Annotated in this window: 15 protein-coding genes; 14 read left to right on the top strand and 1 reads right to left on the bottom strand. The window is 57.1% G+C overall.

Features of this window, described 5'->3' with window-relative positions; translation table 11 throughout:
* The 11 genes from E2F51_RS00965 (at position 1) to E2F51_RS00915 (ending at position 11813) form a co-directional block, all read left to right on the top strand.
* Positions 1 to 1542 carry a xylose ABC transporter ATP-binding protein gene (locus E2F51_RS00965; RefSeq protein WP_134822527.1) on the top strand — a complete coding sequence of 514 codons (1542 nt, stop codon included), beginning with the start codon at positions 1 to 3 and terminating at the stop codon, positions 1540 to 1542.
* Positions 1520 to 2698, top strand: a complete 1179-nt coding sequence (xylH, locus tag E2F51_RS00960; protein ID WP_134822526.1) for a xylose ABC transporter permease XylH — start codon at positions 1520 to 1522, stop codon at positions 2696 to 2698. The genes E2F51_RS00965 and xylH overlap by 23 nt, the downstream gene beginning before the upstream one ends.
* A 133-nt stretch (positions 2699 to 2831) precedes the next feature.
* A complete protein-coding gene (xylR, locus tag E2F51_RS00955) occupies positions 2832 to 4010 on the top strand; it encodes a D-xylose utilization transcriptional activator XylR (RefSeq protein WP_134822525.1) in 1179 nt (392 codons plus the stop codon).
* 162 nt (positions 4011 to 4172) lie between these two features.
* Complete coding sequence (locus E2F51_RS00950) at positions 4173 to 5189, top strand: sulfate ABC transporter substrate-binding protein (RefSeq protein ID WP_134822524.1); 1017 nt, start codon at positions 4173 to 4175, stop codon at positions 5187 to 5189.
* Positions 5189 to 6022 carry a sulfate/thiosulfate ABC transporter permease CysT gene (gene cysT, locus E2F51_RS00945; RefSeq protein WP_013203308.1) on the top strand — a complete coding sequence of 278 codons (834 nt, stop codon included), beginning with the start codon at positions 5189 to 5191 and terminating at the stop codon, positions 6020 to 6022. Before E2F51_RS00950 ends, cysT begins: the two co-directional genes overlap by 1 nt.
* Positions 6022 to 6897 carry a sulfate/thiosulfate ABC transporter permease CysW gene (cysW, locus tag E2F51_RS00940; protein ID WP_013203307.1) on the top strand — a complete coding sequence of 292 codons (876 nt, stop codon included), beginning with the start codon at positions 6022 to 6024 and terminating at the stop codon, positions 6895 to 6897. The genes cysT and cysW overlap by 1 nt, the downstream gene beginning before the upstream one ends.
* Complete coding sequence (cysA, locus tag E2F51_RS00935) at positions 6887 to 7975, top strand: sulfate/thiosulfate ABC transporter ATP-binding protein CysA (RefSeq protein WP_134822523.1); 1089 nt, start codon at positions 6887 to 6889, stop codon at positions 7973 to 7975. Before cysW ends, cysA begins: the two co-directional genes overlap by 11 nt.
* Before the next feature lie 79 nt (positions 7976 to 8054).
* Entirely contained in the window at positions 8055 to 8933 is an 879-nt protein-coding gene (gene cysM / locus E2F51_RS00930) for a cysteine synthase CysM (protein WP_134822522.1), read from the top strand.
* 93 nt (positions 8934 to 9026) lie between these two features.
* The gene (locus E2F51_RS00925) at positions 9027 to 9707 is read left to right on the top strand and encodes a response regulator transcription factor (protein WP_013203304.1); all 681 of its coding nucleotides are present in this window, start codon (positions 9027 to 9029) and stop codon (positions 9705 to 9707) included.
* Positions 9704 to 11053 (top strand): ATP-binding protein, encoded by a 1350-nt coding sequence (locus tag E2F51_RS00920; protein WP_013203303.1) that lies wholly within the window; start codon positions 9704 to 9706, stop codon positions 11051 to 11053. The genes E2F51_RS00925 and E2F51_RS00920 overlap by 4 nt, the downstream gene beginning before the upstream one ends.
* A gap of 64 nt (positions 11054 to 11117) precedes the next feature.
* Complete coding sequence (locus tag E2F51_RS00915; RefSeq protein ID WP_013203302.1) at positions 11118 to 11813, top strand: GntR family transcriptional regulator; 696 nt, start codon at positions 11118 to 11120, stop codon at positions 11811 to 11813.
* Here the strand turns inward: E2F51_RS00915 and E2F51_RS00910 are convergent.
* The gene (locus tag E2F51_RS00910; RefSeq protein WP_134822521.1) at positions 11810 to 13033 is read right to left on the bottom strand and encodes an amidohydrolase family protein; all 1224 of its coding nucleotides are present in this window, start codon (positions 13031 to 13033) and stop codon (positions 11810 to 11812) included. The two genes, E2F51_RS00915 and E2F51_RS00910, sit on opposite strands and share 4 nt — an antisense overlap.
* Positions 13034 to 13181: 148 nt before the next feature.
* Here E2F51_RS00910 and E2F51_RS00905 point away from each other — a divergent pair, with 148 nt between their 5' ends.
* The 3 genes from E2F51_RS00905 to E2F51_RS00895 all read left to right on the top strand — a co-directional run bounded on the left by E2F51_RS00905 (position 13182) and on the right by E2F51_RS00895 (position 16406).
* On the top strand, positions 13182 to 13583 hold the full coding sequence (locus E2F51_RS00905; protein ID WP_134822520.1) for a nuclear transport factor 2 family protein: 402 nt from the start codon (positions 13182 to 13184) through the stop codon (positions 13581 to 13583).
* A gap of 259 nt (positions 13584 to 13842) precedes the next feature.
* Positions 13843 to 15417 carry an ABC transporter substrate-binding protein gene (locus E2F51_RS00900; RefSeq protein ID WP_134822519.1) on the top strand — a complete coding sequence of 525 codons (1575 nt, stop codon included), beginning with the start codon at positions 13843 to 13845 and terminating at the stop codon, positions 15415 to 15417.
* Positions 15418 to 15440: 23 nt separating this feature from the next.
* Entirely contained in the window at positions 15441 to 16406 is a 966-nt protein-coding gene (locus tag E2F51_RS00895) for an ABC transporter permease (protein WP_134822518.1), read from the top strand.
* Positions 16407 to 16410 lie beyond the last annotated feature (4 nt).

Genomic DNA, 16410 nt, shown 5'->3' with positions numbered 1-16410 from the left:
ATGGCTATTCTCTTAGAGATGAAAAATATCACCAAGCAATTCGGCGTGTTTAAAGCCGTCGATAATATCAGCCTGCAGCTTGAAGCAGGCCAGGTATTATCACTTTGTGGTGAGAATGGTTCAGGGAAATCAACGCTAATGAAAGTGCTGTGCGGAATATATCCGCACGGCAGTTATTCAGGTGAGATCTATTTTTCAGGCGATCTGATCACCGCGAAAACCATTCGGGAAACCGAACAAAAGGGCATTGCCATTATTCACCAGGAGCTGGCGCTGGTGAAACAAATGACCGTGCTGGAGAACATGTTTCTTGGCAGCGAATGGGGCCGTTTTGGCCTGATGGATTACGAGTCGATGTATCTGCGCTGCCAGCGAATGCTGGCGCAGGTCAAGCTGAACATCGACCCCAATACCCGCGTGGGTGAGCTTGGCCTGGGCCAGCAACAGCTGGTGGAAATTGCCAAAGCGCTGAATAAGCAGGTGCGCCTGTTGGTACTGGATGAGCCAACCGCTTCGCTCACCGAAAGCGAAACCGCCACGTTGCTGGAGATCATCAGCGATCTGCGCGATCACGATATTGCCTGCATCTACATCTCGCACAAGCTGAACGAGGTGAAAGCCATCTCGGATTTAATTTGCGTGATCCGGGACGGGCGGCATATCGCCACGCGCTCCGCCGCAGGCATGAACGAAGACGACATCATTGCGATGATGGTGGGGCGTGAGTTAACCGAGCTGTATCCCCAGGAGCCGCATCAGATTGGTGAGGTGGTACTGCAGGTGGACAACCTCACCGCGTGGCATCCGGTTAACCGCCATATTCGCCGCGTCGATGACGTTTCCTTTACCCTGCGGCGCGGCGAAATTCTCGGTGTCGCCGGGCTGGTGGGGTCGGGCCGTACCGAAACCATGCAGTGCCTGTTTGGCGTTTACGCTGGCCGCTGGCAAGGCAACATCGCGGTAAACGGTCGCCCGGTGACCATTCAGCACTGTCGCCATGCGATGGCGCAGGGCATTGCGATGGTGCCTGAAGATCGTAAACGTGACGGCATCGTGCCGGTGATGAGCGTGGGGGCAAATATCACTCTGGCGGCATTAGGCCAGTACAGCGGGCGCTTCTCGCTGCTGGATGAAGCCAAAGAACAGGCCACCATTCAGCATTCGCTGGCGCGGCTGAAGGTGAAAACCTCCTCGCCCTTGCTGGCGATTGGCCGGCTCAGCGGCGGCAATCAGCAAAAAGCGATTCTGGCGCGCTGTCTGTTACTGGACCCGCAAATTCTGATCCTCGATGAGCCCACGCGCGGCATCGATATCGGGGCGAAATATGAAATCTACAAATTGATTAACCAGCTGGTGCAGCAGGGCATCGCCGTAATTGTGGTGTCTTCTGAACTGCCCGAAGTGCTGGGGCTGAGCGACCGGGTGTTGGTGATGCATGAAGGGAGAATCAAAGCCGATCTGCCGAACCGCAACCTGACCCAGGAACAGATTATGGAAGCCGCGTTAAGGAGTGAAACTGATGTCGAAAAGCACGCAATCTGAAGTGAGTTTACCGGCAGTCACGCCACGCGGCCTGCGGTTGAAGTCTCTCAATCTGCAAGTCTTCGTGATGCTGGCCGCCATTGTGGTGATCATGCTGTTTTTCACCTTCACTACCGAAGGTGCCTACCTGAGCGCCCGTAATATCTCCAACCTGCTGCGCCAGACAGCGATCACCGGCATTCTGGCGGTGGGCATGGTGTTCGTGATTGTCTCTGCCGAAATCGATCTGTCGTCGGGCTCAATGATGGGATTACTGGGCGGTGCGGCGGCGATCTTCGATGTCTGGCTGGGCTGGCCGCTGCCGCTGACCATTGTGGTGACGCTGTTGGCTGGGGTGTTGTTGGGTGCGTGGAATGGCTGGTGGGTGGCTTACCGCAAGGTTCCGTCATTTATTGTCACCCTTGCCGGCATGCTGGCGTTTCGCGGCGTGCTGATCGGCATCACTAACGGCACCACGGTAGCGCCGACCAGCGATGCGATGTCGCTGATGGGGCAAAGCTATCTGCCCGGCGGGCTGGGCTTTGGTATTGGGGCGGTGGGGCTGATGCTGTTTGTCGCCTGGCAGTGGCGACGTCGCGCACGTCGGGCACAAATGGGATTGCCGGTGGCCAGTGCCAGCGGCGACGTCACGCGCCAAAGCATCATGGCGATTATCGTGCTGGGCGCGGTGTATCTGCTGAATGATTATCGCGGGGTGCCCACGCCGGTCTTGATCCTGACCGCGCTGATGCTGGCCGGAATGTTTATGGCCACCCGAACCGCCTTTGGCAGACGCATTTATGCTATTGGCGGCAACATCGATGCCGCGCGCCTGTCGGGCGTAAACGTTGAGCGCACCAAGATGGCGGTGTTCGCCATTAATGGGTTGATGGTGGCGATTGCCGGGCTGATCCTCAGCTCCCGACTGGGTGCCGGTTCACCTTCGGCCGGCAACATTGCCGAGCTGGATGCGATAGCGGCCTGCGTAATTGGCGGAACCAGCCTTGCGGGCGGCATCGGCAGCGTCGCCGGTGCGGTGATGGGGGCCTTTATTATGGCGTCGCTGGATAACGGCATGAGTATGCTGGACGTGCCGACCTTCTGGCAATACATCGTTAAAGGGGCGATTTTGCTGCTGGCGGTGTGGATGGATTCCGCCACCAAGCGTCGGGTATGAATCGCCTGGAATGCCGCCAGAATGTGCCGGCCCAGCGAAAGGCTTCGCGTTGCCTCACAAATCTGGCGGCATTTTCACTGCTCTATTGATGGCTGTGCTATCCAGAGAGCAGCATGATTTCAGGGGAACCCGTATGTTCGGCAAACGTTTTCGCATTACCTTGCTGTTTAACGCCAATAAAGTCTATGACCGTCAGGTGGTGGAAGGCGTCGGCGAATATCTGCAGGCTTCACAGTGCGACTGGGACATCTTTATTGAGGAAGATTTCCGCTGCCGCATCGACAATATCCGCGACTGGCTGGGCGATGGGGTGATTGCGGATTTTGATGACGGTGAGATAGCCAGGCTGCTGCACAACGTTAAGGTGCCTATCGTTGGCGTGGGCGGCTCGTATCTGCAAAAAGAAGATTACCCGCCGGTGCATTACATCGCCACGGATAACCATGCGTTGGTCGAAGCGGCCTTTATGCACCTGAAGGAAAAGGGCCTGAACCGCTTTGCCTTTTACGGCTTACCGCCGGAAGGCGGCAAGCGCTGGGCGCAGGAGCGGGAACAGGCCTTCCGCAATCTGGTTTCGGCCGAGCAGTATCAGGGCGTGGTGTATCAGGGAATGGAAACCGCGCCGGAGAACTGGCAATACGCGCAAAACCGGCTGGCGGACTGGGTGCAAACCCTGCCGCAGCAGACCGGAATTATTGCGGTCACCGATGCCCGCGCCCGTCATCTGCTGCAGGTGTGTGAGCATCTGGACATTGCCGTGCCGGAAAAACTCAGCGTGATTGGCATCGATAATGAAGAGCTGACGCGTTATTTATCGCGCGTGGCGCTCTCTTCGGTGGCGCAGGGCACGCGGCAAATGGGCTACCGTGCGGCAAAACTGCTGCATCAGCTGTTGAATGAGCGGGAAATGCCGCTGCAACGCATTCTGGTGCCGCCGGTAAAGGTGGTGGAACGGCGCTCGACCGACTTCCGTTCGCTGCGCGACCCGGCGGTGATCCAGGCGATGCATTATATTCGCCATCACGCCTGCAAAGGGATTAAGGTGGAGCAGGTGCTGGAATCGGTCGGCATGTCGCGATCGAACCTGGAGAAGCGCTTCAAGGATGAGACCGGCCAGACCAACCACAATATGATCCACGGCGAGAAGCTGGAGAGGGCGCGCAACCTGTTAATTTCCAGCTCGCTGTCAATCAACGAGATCTCACAGATGTGCGGCTATCCTTCCTTACAGTACTTCTATTCGGTATTCCGCAAAGATTACGATATGACGCCGAAAGAGCACCGCGATAAGTACGGTGAGGTGCTGTGCTGATCGTCTGCTTTCCCATCCCCTGCATAAACAATTCCATTCGCTTATAGCGTTTTAAACTTCCAAATCACCAAACGGTATATGAAATCGTTACTGCTTTTAGTGTGGTTATAAATAAACTGAGGATACTTCAGGGCGCGAGCCGACTGTTTCCCAGGGTGCATAATGACGTTACCGACGGTTAAAAAAATAATGAGCAGTGCCGCTTTCTCGTTGCTGTTAGCCGGGTCCGCTCAGGCTACCGAGCTGTTGAACAGCTCCTACGACGTCTCGCGCGAGCTGTTTGTCGCCCTGAATGCGCCTTTTGAAAAACAGTGGGCCGAGCAAAATAACGGTGACAAGCTGACTATCAGACAGTCACACGCCGGCTCATCCAAGCAGGCGCTGGCCATTTTGCAGGGTCTGAAAGCCGATGTGGTGACCTACAACCAGGTAACCGACGTGCAGATTTTGCACGATCGCGGCAATCTGATCCCGGCCGACTGGCAAAAACGTTTCCCCAATAACAGCTCACCGTTCTATTCGACCATGGCGTTCCTCGTGCGCAAGGGCAACCCCAAGAACATCCACAGTTGGGATGATCTGGTGAAAACTGATGTGAAGCTGGTGTTCCCCAATCCAAAAACGTCAGGCAACGGGCGTTACACCTACCTGGCTGCCTGGGGTGCCGCCGATAAAGCGGACGGTAAAGATCGGGCTAAAACCGAGCAGTTTATGACTCAGTTCCTGAAAAACGTCGAGGTCTTTGATACCGGCGGTCGCGGTGCCACCACCACCTTTGTTGAGCGTGGGCAGGGCGATGTGCTGATCAGCTTCGAGTCCGAAGTGAACAATATCCGCAACCAGTACGCCAAAGATGGCTACGAAGTGGTGGTGCCGAAAACCAATATCCAGGCGGAGTTCCCGGTGACCTGGGTCGATAAAAACGTCGATGCCAATAACACTGGCAAAGCCGCTAAAGCCTACCTGGGCTATCTCTACACGCCAGCGGCGCAGAAAATTATCACGCAGTATTACTACCGCGTGAACAATCCTGAGCTGATGGCGCAGCAGAAAGAGCGTTTCCCGGCGGTTGACCTTTTCCGCGTGGAAGAGGCCTTCGGCAGCTGGGACCAGGTAATGAAAACCCAGTTCGCCAGCGGTGGTGAGCTGGACAAATTGTTAGCCGCAGGACATCAGTAATGTTTGCCACTAAAAGTAAGCGCGTGCTGCCAGGCTTTGGTATCAGCCTAGGTAGCAGCCTGTTCTTCACCTGCCTGATCCTGCTGTTGCCGATCAGCGCACTGCTGATGCAGCTGTCGCAAATGACGCTGTCTCAGTATTGGGAAGTCGTGACCAACCCACAGGTGATGGCCGCCTACAAAGTTACCCTGATTTCAGCCGGCGTGGCCTCGCTGTTCAATGCCGTGTTCGGCATGCTGATGGCGTGGATCCTCACCCGCTATCGTTTTCCTGGCCGCACGCTGCTGGATGGCTTAATGGATCTGCCGTTTGCTTTACCGACGGCGGTGGCGGGCTTGACGCTGGCGGGCCTGTTCTCGGTCAACGGCTGGTATGGTCAATGGCTGGCGCAGTTCGACATTAAAGTGTCTTACACCTGGCTGGGCATTGCCGTCGCCATGGCGTTTACCAGCATTCCGTTTGTGGTGCGTACCGTTCAGCCGGTGCTTGAAGAACTGGGCCCGGAATACGAAGAAGCGGCCGAAACGCTGGGCGCCACGCCGTGGCAGAGCTTCCGTCGCGTGGTGCTGCCTGAAGTGGCGCCGGCATTGCTGGCCGGCACCGCCTTGTCCTTTACCCGCAGCCTGGGCGAGTTTGGTGCGGTGATCTTTATTGCCGGCAACATTGCCTGGAAAACCGAAGTGACCTCGCTGATGATTTTCGTCCGTTTGCAGGAGTTTGATTATCCTGCCGCCAGCGCCATTGCGTCAGTGATCCTCGCGGCATCGCTGCTGCTGCTGTTCGCGATTAACACCTTACAGAGCCGCTTTGGCCGTCGTATTGGAGGTCATTAATGGCTGATATCACCGAATTGAAAGGGGCCAGCCGCAGCCGCATCAACTGGGGTAAATGGATCCTGATTGCGCTGGGTATGCTGATCTCCTTTGGGCTGCTGGTGGTGCCGATGGTGGCGATTTTTACCAGCGCCTTCTCCAACGGCCTTATGGCGTCGTTCAGCAACCTGAAAGATGGCGACATGCTGCACTCAATCTGGCTGACCGTCCTGATGGCGCTGATTACCGTGCCGGTCAATCTGGTGTTCGGGACGCTGCTGGCCTGGCTGGTTACGCGCTTTGATTTCCCCGGCCGCCAGCTGCTGTTGACCCTGTTCGATATTCCTTTTGCCGTGTCGCCGGTGGTGGCGGGGCTGATGTATCTGCTGTTCTGGGGCGTCAACGGCCCGGCAGGCGGCTGGCTGGACGCGCACAATATCCAGCTGATGTTCTCCTGGCCGGGGATGGCGATGGTGACCATCTTTGTGACCTGTCCGTTTGTAGTCCGTGAGCTGGTGCCGGTGATGTTGAGTCAGGGCAGCAATGAAGATGAAGCGGCGGTGTTGTTAGGCGCGTCAGGCTGGAAAATGTTCTGGCGGGTGACCCTGCCCAATATCCGCTGGGCGCTGTTGTACGGTCTGGTACTGACCAATGCCCGTGCGATTGGCGAATTCGGTGCGGTCTCGGTGGTATCGGGATCGATTCGCGGCGAGACCTACACGCTGCCATTACAAGTTGAATTACTGCATCAGGATTACAACACCGTCGGGGCCTTTACGGCGGCCGGGCTGTTAACCCTGATGGCGATAGTCACACTGTTTCTGAAGAGCGCGCTGCAATGGCGTTTAGAACACCAGAACAAGCGTTTGCAACAGGAGGGGAACCATGAGCATTGATATCAGCAAAATTAACAAATCTTTCGGCCGTACTAAGGTCCTGAACGATATTTCACTGGATATCCCTTCCGGTCAGATGGTGGCATTGCTTGGGCCTTCTGGCTCAGGGAAAACCACGCTGCTGCGCATTATTGCCGGGCTGGAAAGCCAGAACAGCGGCCGTCTGAGCTTTAATGGCAAAGACGTCACCCAGCTGCACGCGCGCGACCGCCAGGTGGGCTTTGTGTTCCAGCATTACGCCTTGTTCCGCCATATGACGGTGTTCGATAACATCGCCTTCGGCCTGACCGTGCTGCCACGCCGCGAACGTCCTTCTGCGGCGGTGATTAAGCAGAAAGTCACCAAGCTGCTGGAGATGGTGCAGTTAAGCCATCTGGCTACCCGCTTCCCGGCACAGCTTTCGGGCGGTCAGAAACAGCGTGTGGCGCTGGCGCGTGCGCTGGCGGTTGAACCGCAGATCCTGCTGCTTGATGAGCCGTTCGGTGCGCTGGATGCCCAGGTACGTAAAGAGCTGCGCCGCTGGTTGCGTCAGCTGCATGAAGAATTGAAGTTCACCAGCGTGTTCGTGACCCACGACCAGGAAGAAGCGATGGAAGTGGCCGATCGCGTGGTGGTGATGAGCCAGGGCAACATTGAACAGGTCGGCACACCGGACGACGTCTGGCGCGATCCGGCTACCCGGTTTGTGCTGGAGTTCCTCGGTGAAGTGAACCGCTTTGAAGCCGAAGTGCATGGTTCCCAGTTCCACGTTGGCGCGCATCACTGGCCGTTGGGCTATACGCCCGCGCATCAGGGCCGCGTCGAGCTGTTCCTGCGTCCGTGGGAAATCGACGTCAGCCGCCACAGCAGCCTGGAAACGCCGTTACCGGTGCAGGTGCTGGAAGTCAGCCCGCGCGGTCACTACTGGCAGCTGGTTGCGCAGCCAGTCGGCTGGGGACTGGATCCGATTACGCTGGTGGTGGAAGGGACGCAGACTGCGCCGGTTCGCGGCGAGCAGCTGTTTGTAGGCCTGCAGCAGGCTCGCCTGTACAAAGGTGAAACGCCGTTGCGACAGGTTGCCTTTGCGCAAAGTGCCTGATATTTTCTAGTCGAACAGGGTCAGGTCTTCCTGACCCTTTTTTTTGCCAGCTTTTCTGGCTCCTTCCAGGAATCGCACAGTGACCACACTAGAAAATACCATCGGCAACACGCCCCTGATCAAGCTTCAGCGCATGACGCCTGCCAACGGCAGCGAAATCTGGTTGAAGCTGGAAGGCAATAATCCTGCAGGTTCGGTAAAGGATCGTGCCGCTTTCTCGATGATCGATCGGGCCGAGCGTCGCGGTGAGATCCAGCCGGGCGACGTGCTGATCGAGGCCACCAGTGGCAACACCGGGATCGCGCTGGCGATGATCGCCGCGATGAAAGGCTATGCGCTGAAGCTGTTGATGCCTGAGAACATGAGCGTGGAGCGCCAGATGGCGATGCAGGCTTACGGTGCCGAGCTGATTCTGGTCAGCAAAACTCTCGGGATGGAAGGCGCACGCGATCTGGCGAAGGAGATGGAAGCCAGAGGCGAGGGCAAGGTCCTCGATCAGTTCAACAACCCGGACAATCCGCTGGGACATTACACCACCACCGCACCGGAAATCTGGCAGCAGTCTGCCGGACGATTAACCCATTTTGTCTCCAGCATGGGCACCACCGGCACCATTACCGGCGTGGGTCGCTATCTGAAAGAGCAGAGCGACAGCGTGCAAATCATCGGTTTGCAGCCCGCTGAAGGCAGCAGCATTCCCGGTATCCGTCGCTGGCCCGAGGCCTATTTGCCGGGCATTTATCGCCCGGAGCTGGTAGATCGGGTGATCGATATGGCGCAGGCCGAAGCTGAGCAAACCATGCGTTTGCTGGCCCGCCGTGAAGGCATTTTCTGCGGCGTCAGTTCCGGCGGTGCGGTTGCCGGCGCACTGCGCATTGCGGAGGAGCAGCCGGGCAGTATCGTGGTGGCGATAGTTTGCGATCGCGGCGACCGTTATCTCTCTACCGGCGTTTACTAATTCCTGCTGATACACTGTAAGGATTAGGTAAAACCGGCTGCTATTAAGTCACCGACAGGTGAATATAGCGGCTGACTCACTGAGAGATGCTGTATGAAAATTTTACTGGTCGACGACGACCTCGAGCTGGGCACCATGCTCAGCCAGTACCTGATTGCTGAAGGCTTCGACGCTTCGCTGGTGTTAACCGGCAAAGCGGGCGTGGAAGGCGCACTGTCTGGCGAGTACAACGCGATGATCCTCGACATTATGCTGCCCGATATGAGCGGTATTGATGTGCTGCGCCAGGTCCGGCAGAACTGCCGCCTGCCGGTGATCATGCTGACCGCCAAAGGCGACAACATTGACCGGGTGATTGGCCTGGAAATGGGTGCCGATGACTACGTGCCGAAACCTTGCTATCCGCGCGAGCTGGTCGCCCGACTGCGCGCCGTGCTGCGCCGCGTTGAAGAGCAGCCGGTGGTTGTCGAAAGCAAAGAGCTGGCAACCTGGGGCGATCTGACGCTGAATCCGGCCACGCGCATCAGCGAATGGAAAAAACAGGCGTTTGATTTAACGGCCTCGGAGTTCAACTTGCTCGATCTGCTGCTGCGTTCTCCTGACCGCGTGGTCTCGAAGGACGAGCTGTCTGAAAAAGGCCTTGGACGCCCGCGCGAAGCCTATGACCGCAGCGTCGACGTGCATATCAGCAACATCCGCCAGAAGCTGGCCGCCTTAACTAACGAGACGATCAACATCGAAACCGTGCGCAGCATTGGCTACCGTATCCGATGAAAGCAGGGTTTCGCGGGCTGTTGTTCTGGAAAATTTTGCTGGGCTTCTGGCTGACCTTTTTGATCATGAGCCAGTTTCTGTGGCTGAGCTTTTCCTTTTACGGCAAGCACCATGAGCCGCCGGAAAGCCTCGCGGCCCGGCGCATCGTCAATCTGCAGATGACCTCGGCGGTGTCGGTCCTGCAGCGCGGCGGCATGGACGCGCTGAATGATATGATGGCCGACTGGTCTGACAGCGACCGCCGTTTCTTCTCGGTGCAGGTGATGCAAAAGCCGCCGCAGGAAATTCCGCGCGGCGATTTGAATCGTGACCTTCGTCCGGGTGAGTTTCCTAAAGAAGTGATTGAGTGGGTAACCGGTGCCGACGGCCAGCAGTATCAGCTGCGCTACGATGTGCAGGGCCTGCGCGAAGACAGCCATATGGGCGGCCCGCGCCGTAGCTTCCTCAATATCCCCGAGCCGATGCTATTTTTGGCCGGCGGCGGCGGTTTACTCTTCAGCCTGATACTGGCATGGAACCTGACCCGACCTATGCGCCAGCTGCGCGCCGGGTTTGACCGCGTCTCCAAAGGCGATCTTTCGGTGCGCCTGTTCCCGGTAATGCGACGTCGTTACGATGAGCTGTCGGTGGTGGCGCAGGATTTCGATGCAATGGTTGAGCGCCTTTCGGTGCTGGTGAAGGCGCGCGAAGAGCTGCTGCATGATGTCTCCCATGAATTACGCTCACCGCTGGCACGTTTGCAGCTCGCAACCGGACTGGCCCGCCAGACGCCGGAATCCGTTGGCCAGTCGCTGGATCGCATCGATGAAGAGGCGCGTCGTCTGGATAAGATGATTGGCGAACTGCTGACCCTCTCGCGGGCTGAACATGAAGCCATGCCCGACGAGCAGTACTTTGATTTACTGGGCCTGCTGGAAGCGGTGGCAAACGATGCCCGCTATGAAGCGCAAATCCCCGGTGTGGAAATCCTGCTGTTTGCCGACAAGAGCGGCGACTACACCGTTAAAGGGGATGCCAAGCTGATCCGTTCGGCGGTGGAAAACGTGGTGCGTAACGCGCTTCGCTACTCATTGCAGGGACAACGGGTGGTGATCAATCTGCGTCAGGAGCAGGGCTGGCTGAATATCAGCGTGATCGATCAGGGGCCGGGCGTGGATGCCGATAAGCTCTCCAGCATCTTCGATCCCTTTGTGCGGGTGAATTCGCCGCTGTCGGGAAAAGGCTACGGACTGGGGCTGTCGATCGTACGCAAAGTGCTGCTGGCCCATCAGGGCGAGGTCAGCGCAGTCAACGGCAAGAACGGCGGGCTGGAACTTACGTTACGTTTGCCACACTGGGTGGTTTAATTGTGCCGCACGGTGCTATGATTGTCGGCTTAAATCGTTAGCAATCACGTTCATGAGGTAAGGGATGAGTAAAGTTGCGACCAGCAAGCAACAGGAAGTCCAGCGGATCGTTGAAGCGTTGTCCATTGCCATCGCTCAGCATCGTTTAAAGCCGGGAACGCGACTGGTGGAAGCGCAAATTGTGGACGTGCTGGATGCCAACCGCAACCACGTTCAGTCGGCCCTGCAACGCATGGCGCTGCAGCATATCGTCACCATTGAGCCCAACCGTGGCGCGATGGTCGCGCAGCCAGAAGCCCGTGAAGCCCGTGAAATTTTTACTGCCCGCCGCGCCATCGAAAGCGCCATCATTGCCTGCATCACGCCTGAAAATATGGCTGCCCATCTGGCTGAGCTGGAAGCCCAGCAGCTGGCGGAAGTGAATGCCACTAAGCTTGATGACCGCCGGGAAATTGTCCGCGAGCTGAGTCAGTTTCATCTGCTGTTAGGCAAAGTCAGTGGCAATCAGGTGCTCAGTGAAATTCTCGCCAACCTGATGGTGCGCAGCTCGCTGATTGTGGCGCTTTACCAGCGTAACGATATTCCATCCTGCCAGTGCGACGAGCACAGCGCGATTGTCAGCTCGCTGAAAGAGGGCGATCTGGCCCGTGCGCAGGCGATTATGATTGCCCATCTTAATGAGCTGGAGCAGCAGCTGGATCTGAATGACACCTCGCCAGATTCCCTGAGCCTGCGCCAGGCGTTGACGCTCTCTTCCTAGTCTCTGAGTAACTGCGCTGCCGGGCGATGAAAGGTTTGTCGCCCGCGCTTAAAGCCCATCAGCGGCACCGCGATTTCCCTCACGACCTCACACGCCTGCGCGCTGGCAAACACCACAAAATCAGCCTGACATCCCGGCGTTAAGCCATAGTCTTTTAGCCGCAACATTTTCGCCGACTGGCTGGAAACCCACGCCAGGCAGCGCAGCATTTCTGCTGACGTGGCCAGCTGCGTGACGTTGGCAAACAGGTTTGCCTGACGCACCAGCGACGCATCGCCATATGGCGTGAACGGGTTGCCAATATTGTTGCTGGAGAGTGAGCAGGTCACGCCGCAGCGATCGAGCGTGGCCAGCGGCGCAACGCCACGCGGCTTCAGCTGAAACTGGTCACGGCCAGTGAGAAACAGGTCGGTGGCAGGCAGGGCGGTGATCTGCACGCCCGCTTTCGCCAGCCGGTGTGCCAGCGCGATCAGCTGCGGTTCAGCCAGGGCTGCGAGACGTGTCGCATGGCCCAGCGTGACCCGGCCCGCCATCTGCCAGCGTTCGGTGGCGGCAATCACATAGTCTATGTTGCTGCTGTCGGCCTGCAGATCGAAGTCCAGATGGAAATCGAGATCCACCTGCCAGCGAGCGGCCAGCGCAAACAGGCGGTCAATCTGCCCGCAGGGATCGCTGTCGGTATACGGGCAGCCGCCGAGCAGATCGGCACCTGAAGCCAGCGCGTCCTCCAGCAACGCCTCGGTGCCCGGATTGTTCAGCAAGCCTTCCTGCGGGAAAATGCACAGGCTGAGATCGATCGCCCACGCATAATCCGCTTTCAGCCGTTTGATCGCCTTAAACCCGGTGAGCCCAATCTGCGGATCGATTTCGATATGCGTGCGGATCCAGCTGGTGCCCTGCAAAATGGCCTGCTCCAGCACTTTCGCCCCACGTTGATAGACATCCTCTTCGCTAAAGGTGGCTTTCGCCAGCCGGGTTTGTTCGATGGCTTCGCCGAGCGTGCCCTTGTGCAACTGGCAGCGGGACAAAATACAGGCTTTATCCAGATGAAGATGGGTTTCCACCAGCCCCGGCAGCACCAGGTTGCCGCCTAAATCGACGGTGGAACAGCCGGAGAGCGCCTCGACAGGCGAGGAGATAAAGCGGCCGTCTTGCACCCACAGGGTTTGGAGCCGGTCGCTGTCGGCCAGCCGGGCATGAATAAACTGAACAGCACTCATGGTGAATCCTTAATTGCTAGCAATATTATAATTATCTCTAGCAATTTAGATGCCATTTTGTTATTTCTCACCCCATCCGGGCTGACCAGCGCCGGTATGGCGCTGACGGAATCCCCTGATGCCTGTTCAAGTAAAACTGGAGAGAACCATGACTAACGATTGTTCAGCGGTTGATCTCGTCAAAGACTTTTTGGCGGCATCAATGGCACCGGACCCGGTGCTGGCGGCCACCTATATGACCAAAGATGTAAAAATCACCTTCACCGGACGGCGCGAAATGCCCGATCCGCAGGCGATCACGGCATTTAACGGTGCCCGCTATAAATGGGTAAAAAAACAGTTGGGGCAGTTCGACTGGATGGATCGGGGCGATCACGTTGTAGTTTATGCGACCGGCACGCTGTATGGCCAGTGGCCCGATGGCCGCGAGTTTGCCGGCAATCGCTACGTCGACCGTTACGAAGTGCGTGAAGGTAAAATCACCCATATGGACGTGCTGAACGACAGCGCTGAATGGATCCTGACGCCAGAAATCGGCCGCACGTCCTGATCCCCGCAGGAGCGGATCGCCTCCGCTCCTGCCGCTTTGCACCAATACGGTGTGTTTTTCTGCTTTTTTTGTTCCATTTTTGGGCAACTCAACCCGCAATGCTTTTTCTCCCCTCCGCCTAATCTCCCGTGTTATCAGCTTATTTTTTCTTTTCTGAGATCTGGCACAGTTAATGCTAGCAATGATTGCTAGCAATTAAAGGGTTTGTTGCTATTTGTTTAAGGTGCCTCTTCTTTCACTGTTACCTCCAGGCGGAAAAATGAAAAAAGTCATGGTTACACTGTTGTTGGGTCTGATTGCTTCTCCGTGGGCAAAGGCTGAAAACGTCGTACGTTGGGCCGTTGCCGCAGATATTCCCACGCTGGACCCTTACGCCTATGCCTCTACCACGGCGTTGACCTTCCAGAACCATATCTATGAGGCGTTATTGCAGCGCGATAACGAACTGAAGCTGCAGCCGACGCTGGCGACAGGCTGGGAATATGTTAACGACACCACGCTGCGCTTTACCCTGCGTCAGGGCGTTAAGTTCCAGAACGGTGATGACTTTGATTCGGCCGATGTGGTGGCGTCCATTGCGCGCGTCACCGATCCGGCTTCCGGCATCCGTGCCAACGCCTCCACCATCAAAGATGCGGTGGCCGTCGACAAGTACACCGTCGATATTCATCTGAAAGAGAAAAGCGGTATCGCGCTGAATGAACTGAGCGGCGTGATGATGATGGACAAGGAGTGGATGGCACAGCATAACGCGCTGTCCCCGACCAGCATGAGCCAGGGAACCGAAGGCTTCGCCACCAATAACACCAACGGCACCGGACCCTTTATGCTGCAAAGTCGCCAGCGTGAAGCGCAGATGGTGCTGGTGCGTAACCCCAACTGGTGGAACAAGGCGCATTCGCAAACCAACATTGACCGCATTATTTTCAAACCGATCACCGCCGACGCCACGCGTCTCTCCGGCATTCTGGCGGGCGAATACGATTTGGTGACCAGCGTGCCGTTGCAGGATATCGCCCGGCTGAATCAGGATCGGACGCTGCAAACCCTGATCAGTCCCTCGCTGCGCGTCGACTTCCTCACCTTTAACCTGCGCGACACCCTGAATGCCGGCAACGTCGACGGCAAAAACCCGCTGAAAGATCTGCGCGTGCGGCAGGCCCTGATGATGGCGGTGAACCGCGAGGCCATCGTGCAAAAAATCATGCGCAAAATGACCAGCGTCGCCAATACCTATCTGGCACCGGCCATTCCTGGCTATGACGCGGCCAGCGCCATCACGCTGGACTACAACCCGGAAAAAGCCAAAGCGTTGCTGGCCGAAGCGGGTTACGGCAAAGGCTTTTCACTGGCATTTGACTGCCCGGAAGGGATGTATATGAACGCGCCGCAGTGGTGCCAGGCGGTGCAGAGCTACTGGGCAAAAATCGGCGTCAAAACCACGCTGACCATGCATACCAACAGCGTTTACAACCAGATCACCGATAACGGCAAAACCGATATTGGCGTGCTGGGCTGGGCGAACCTGCCGATTATGGATGCCTACAGCATTTCCGTGCAGCTGCTGCATACCAATGACGGCAGCGGCTACGGCATGTTCAACGTGCCGCGCTACTCGAATCCCGCCGTCGATAAGCTGATCGAGCAGTCTATCCCGGAGCTGGACAGCGCGAAACGAACCGAAATGCTGCGTCAGGAGATCAACCTGGCGCAGGCAGACCTGCCGTTTATGCCGATGCATTTCGAGCCGGTGGTGTGGGTGGCGAAGAAAAATATCGCCATCAAGCAGAGCCCGGACAACGTGGTGCGCCTGTGGTACAGCAGCGTTAAGTAACCCTCTGAACGGACAGATGACCTATGCCTCTCTTTCTGATTAAGAAGTTGATTCAGGCGCTGTGTCTGATGGTGGTGGTGGCGTTTATCGCCTTCTCGATGTTCCAGTATCTGGGCGATCCGGTGAATAACATGCTGCCGGAAAGCGCCACCCAGGCGGAACGGATGCAGCTGAGAAATTCGTTAGGATTGAGCGATCCGATGCTGACGCAGTTTCTGCACTTTATGCAGCGCATCCTGCACGGCGATTTCGGCATCTCCTATTACAACCAGGTCGATGTGTTCCATCTGATTATGGAACGCCTGCCCGCCACGCTGGAGCTGGTGTTTGTGGCGGTGGTGCTGTCGCTGATGGTGGGATTTCCGTTGGGCGTCTGGTCGGCTATCAGCAAGAACCGGGTGATGCCCGGCCTGATCCAGGGCCTGTCGTTAATCGGCATCTCGTTACCCAGCTTTCTGACCGGCATCCTGCTGATCATCATCTTCTCGGTGTGGCTGGGCTGGTTCCCTTCCAGCGGGCGCGGTGACACGGTGCATCTGGGCTTCTGGAGTACCGGCCTGTTAAGCCTGAGCGGCTGGCGCTCGGTGATCCTGCCGGCGATATCGCTGTCGCTGTTTATGATCACCCTGATTATCCGCCTGGTTAGAACGCAAATGCTGGAGGTGATGGGCACCGATTACATCAAGTTCGCCCGGGCGCGAGGGCTGAAGTCCCGCAGCATCTGGTTCCATCACGCGCTGCGTAATGCGCTGCTGCCGGTGGTGACCATTATCGGCCTGCAAATCGGCGGGCTGATCGCCTTCGCCATCGTCACCGAAACTGTGTTCCAGTGGCCAGGCATGGGTCTGCTGTTTATTCAGGCGATTAACTACGTCGATATCCCGGTGATTTCGGCCTATCTGATTTTTATCGCACTGATTTTTATCGTTATTAATACCACGGTCGATCTGCTCTATTTCCTGATCGATCCACGAATGAAAAAACAGTGAGGGC

Origin of the sequence: Erwinia sp. QL-Z3, from assembly GCF_004551645.1 — a bacterium.
In the GTDB taxonomy this organism is placed as follows: domain Bacteria; phylum Pseudomonadota; class Gammaproteobacteria; order Enterobacterales; family Enterobacteriaceae; genus Erwinia; species Erwinia billingiae.
Note: the sequence above shows the minus strand (reverse complement) of the source record. Positions and strands in the feature narration are given on the sequence as shown.

Bases quoted from the DNA above. Each gene is read 5' to 3' on its own strand.
- xylH (WP_134822526.1), top strand. From the start codon at position 1,520: ATGTCGAAAAGCACGCAATCTGAAGTGAGTTTACCGGCAGTCACGCCA.
- E2F51_RS00950 (WP_134822524.1), top strand. From the start codon at position 4,173: ATGACGTTACCGACGGTTAAAAAAATAATGAGCAGTGCCGCTTTCTCG.
- E2F51_RS00925 (WP_013203304.1), top strand. From the start codon at position 9,027: ATGAAAATTTTACTGGTCGACGACGACCTCGAGCTGGGCACCATGCTC.
- cysT (WP_013203308.1), top strand. From the start codon at position 5,189: ATGTTTGCCACTAAAAGTAAGCGCGTGCTGCCAGGCTTTGGTATCAGC.
- cysW (WP_013203307.1), top strand. From the start codon at position 6,022: ATGGCTGATATCACCGAATTGAAAGGGGCCAGCCGCAGCCGCATCAAC.
- E2F51_RS00965 (WP_134822527.1), top strand. From the start codon at position 1: ATGGCTATTCTCTTAGAGATGAAAAATATCACCAAGCAATTCGGCGTG.
- cysA (WP_134822523.1), top strand. From the start codon at position 6,887: ATGAGCATTGATATCAGCAAAATTAACAAATCTTTCGGCCGTACTAAG.
- E2F51_RS00895 (WP_134822518.1), top strand. From the start codon at position 15,441: ATGCCTCTCTTTCTGATTAAGAAGTTGATTCAGGCGCTGTGTCTGATG.
- E2F51_RS00905 (WP_134822520.1), top strand. From the start codon at position 13,182: ATGACTAACGATTGTTCAGCGGTTGATCTCGTCAAAGACTTTTTGGCG.
- E2F51_RS00900 (WP_134822519.1), top strand. From the start codon at position 13,843: ATGAAAAAAGTCATGGTTACACTGTTGTTGGGTCTGATTGCTTCTCCG.
- xylR (WP_134822525.1), top strand. From the start codon at position 2,832: ATGTTCGGCAAACGTTTTCGCATTACCTTGCTGTTTAACGCCAATAAA.
- E2F51_RS00915 (WP_013203302.1), top strand. From the start codon at position 11,118: ATGAGTAAAGTTGCGACCAGCAAGCAACAGGAAGTCCAGCGGATCGTT.
- E2F51_RS00920 (WP_013203303.1), top strand. From the start codon at position 9,704: ATGAAAGCAGGGTTTCGCGGGCTGTTGTTCTGGAAAATTTTGCTGGGC.
- E2F51_RS00910 (WP_134822521.1), bottom strand. From the start codon at position 13,033: ATGAGTGCTGTTCAGTTTATTCATGCCCGGCTGGCCGACAGCGACCGG.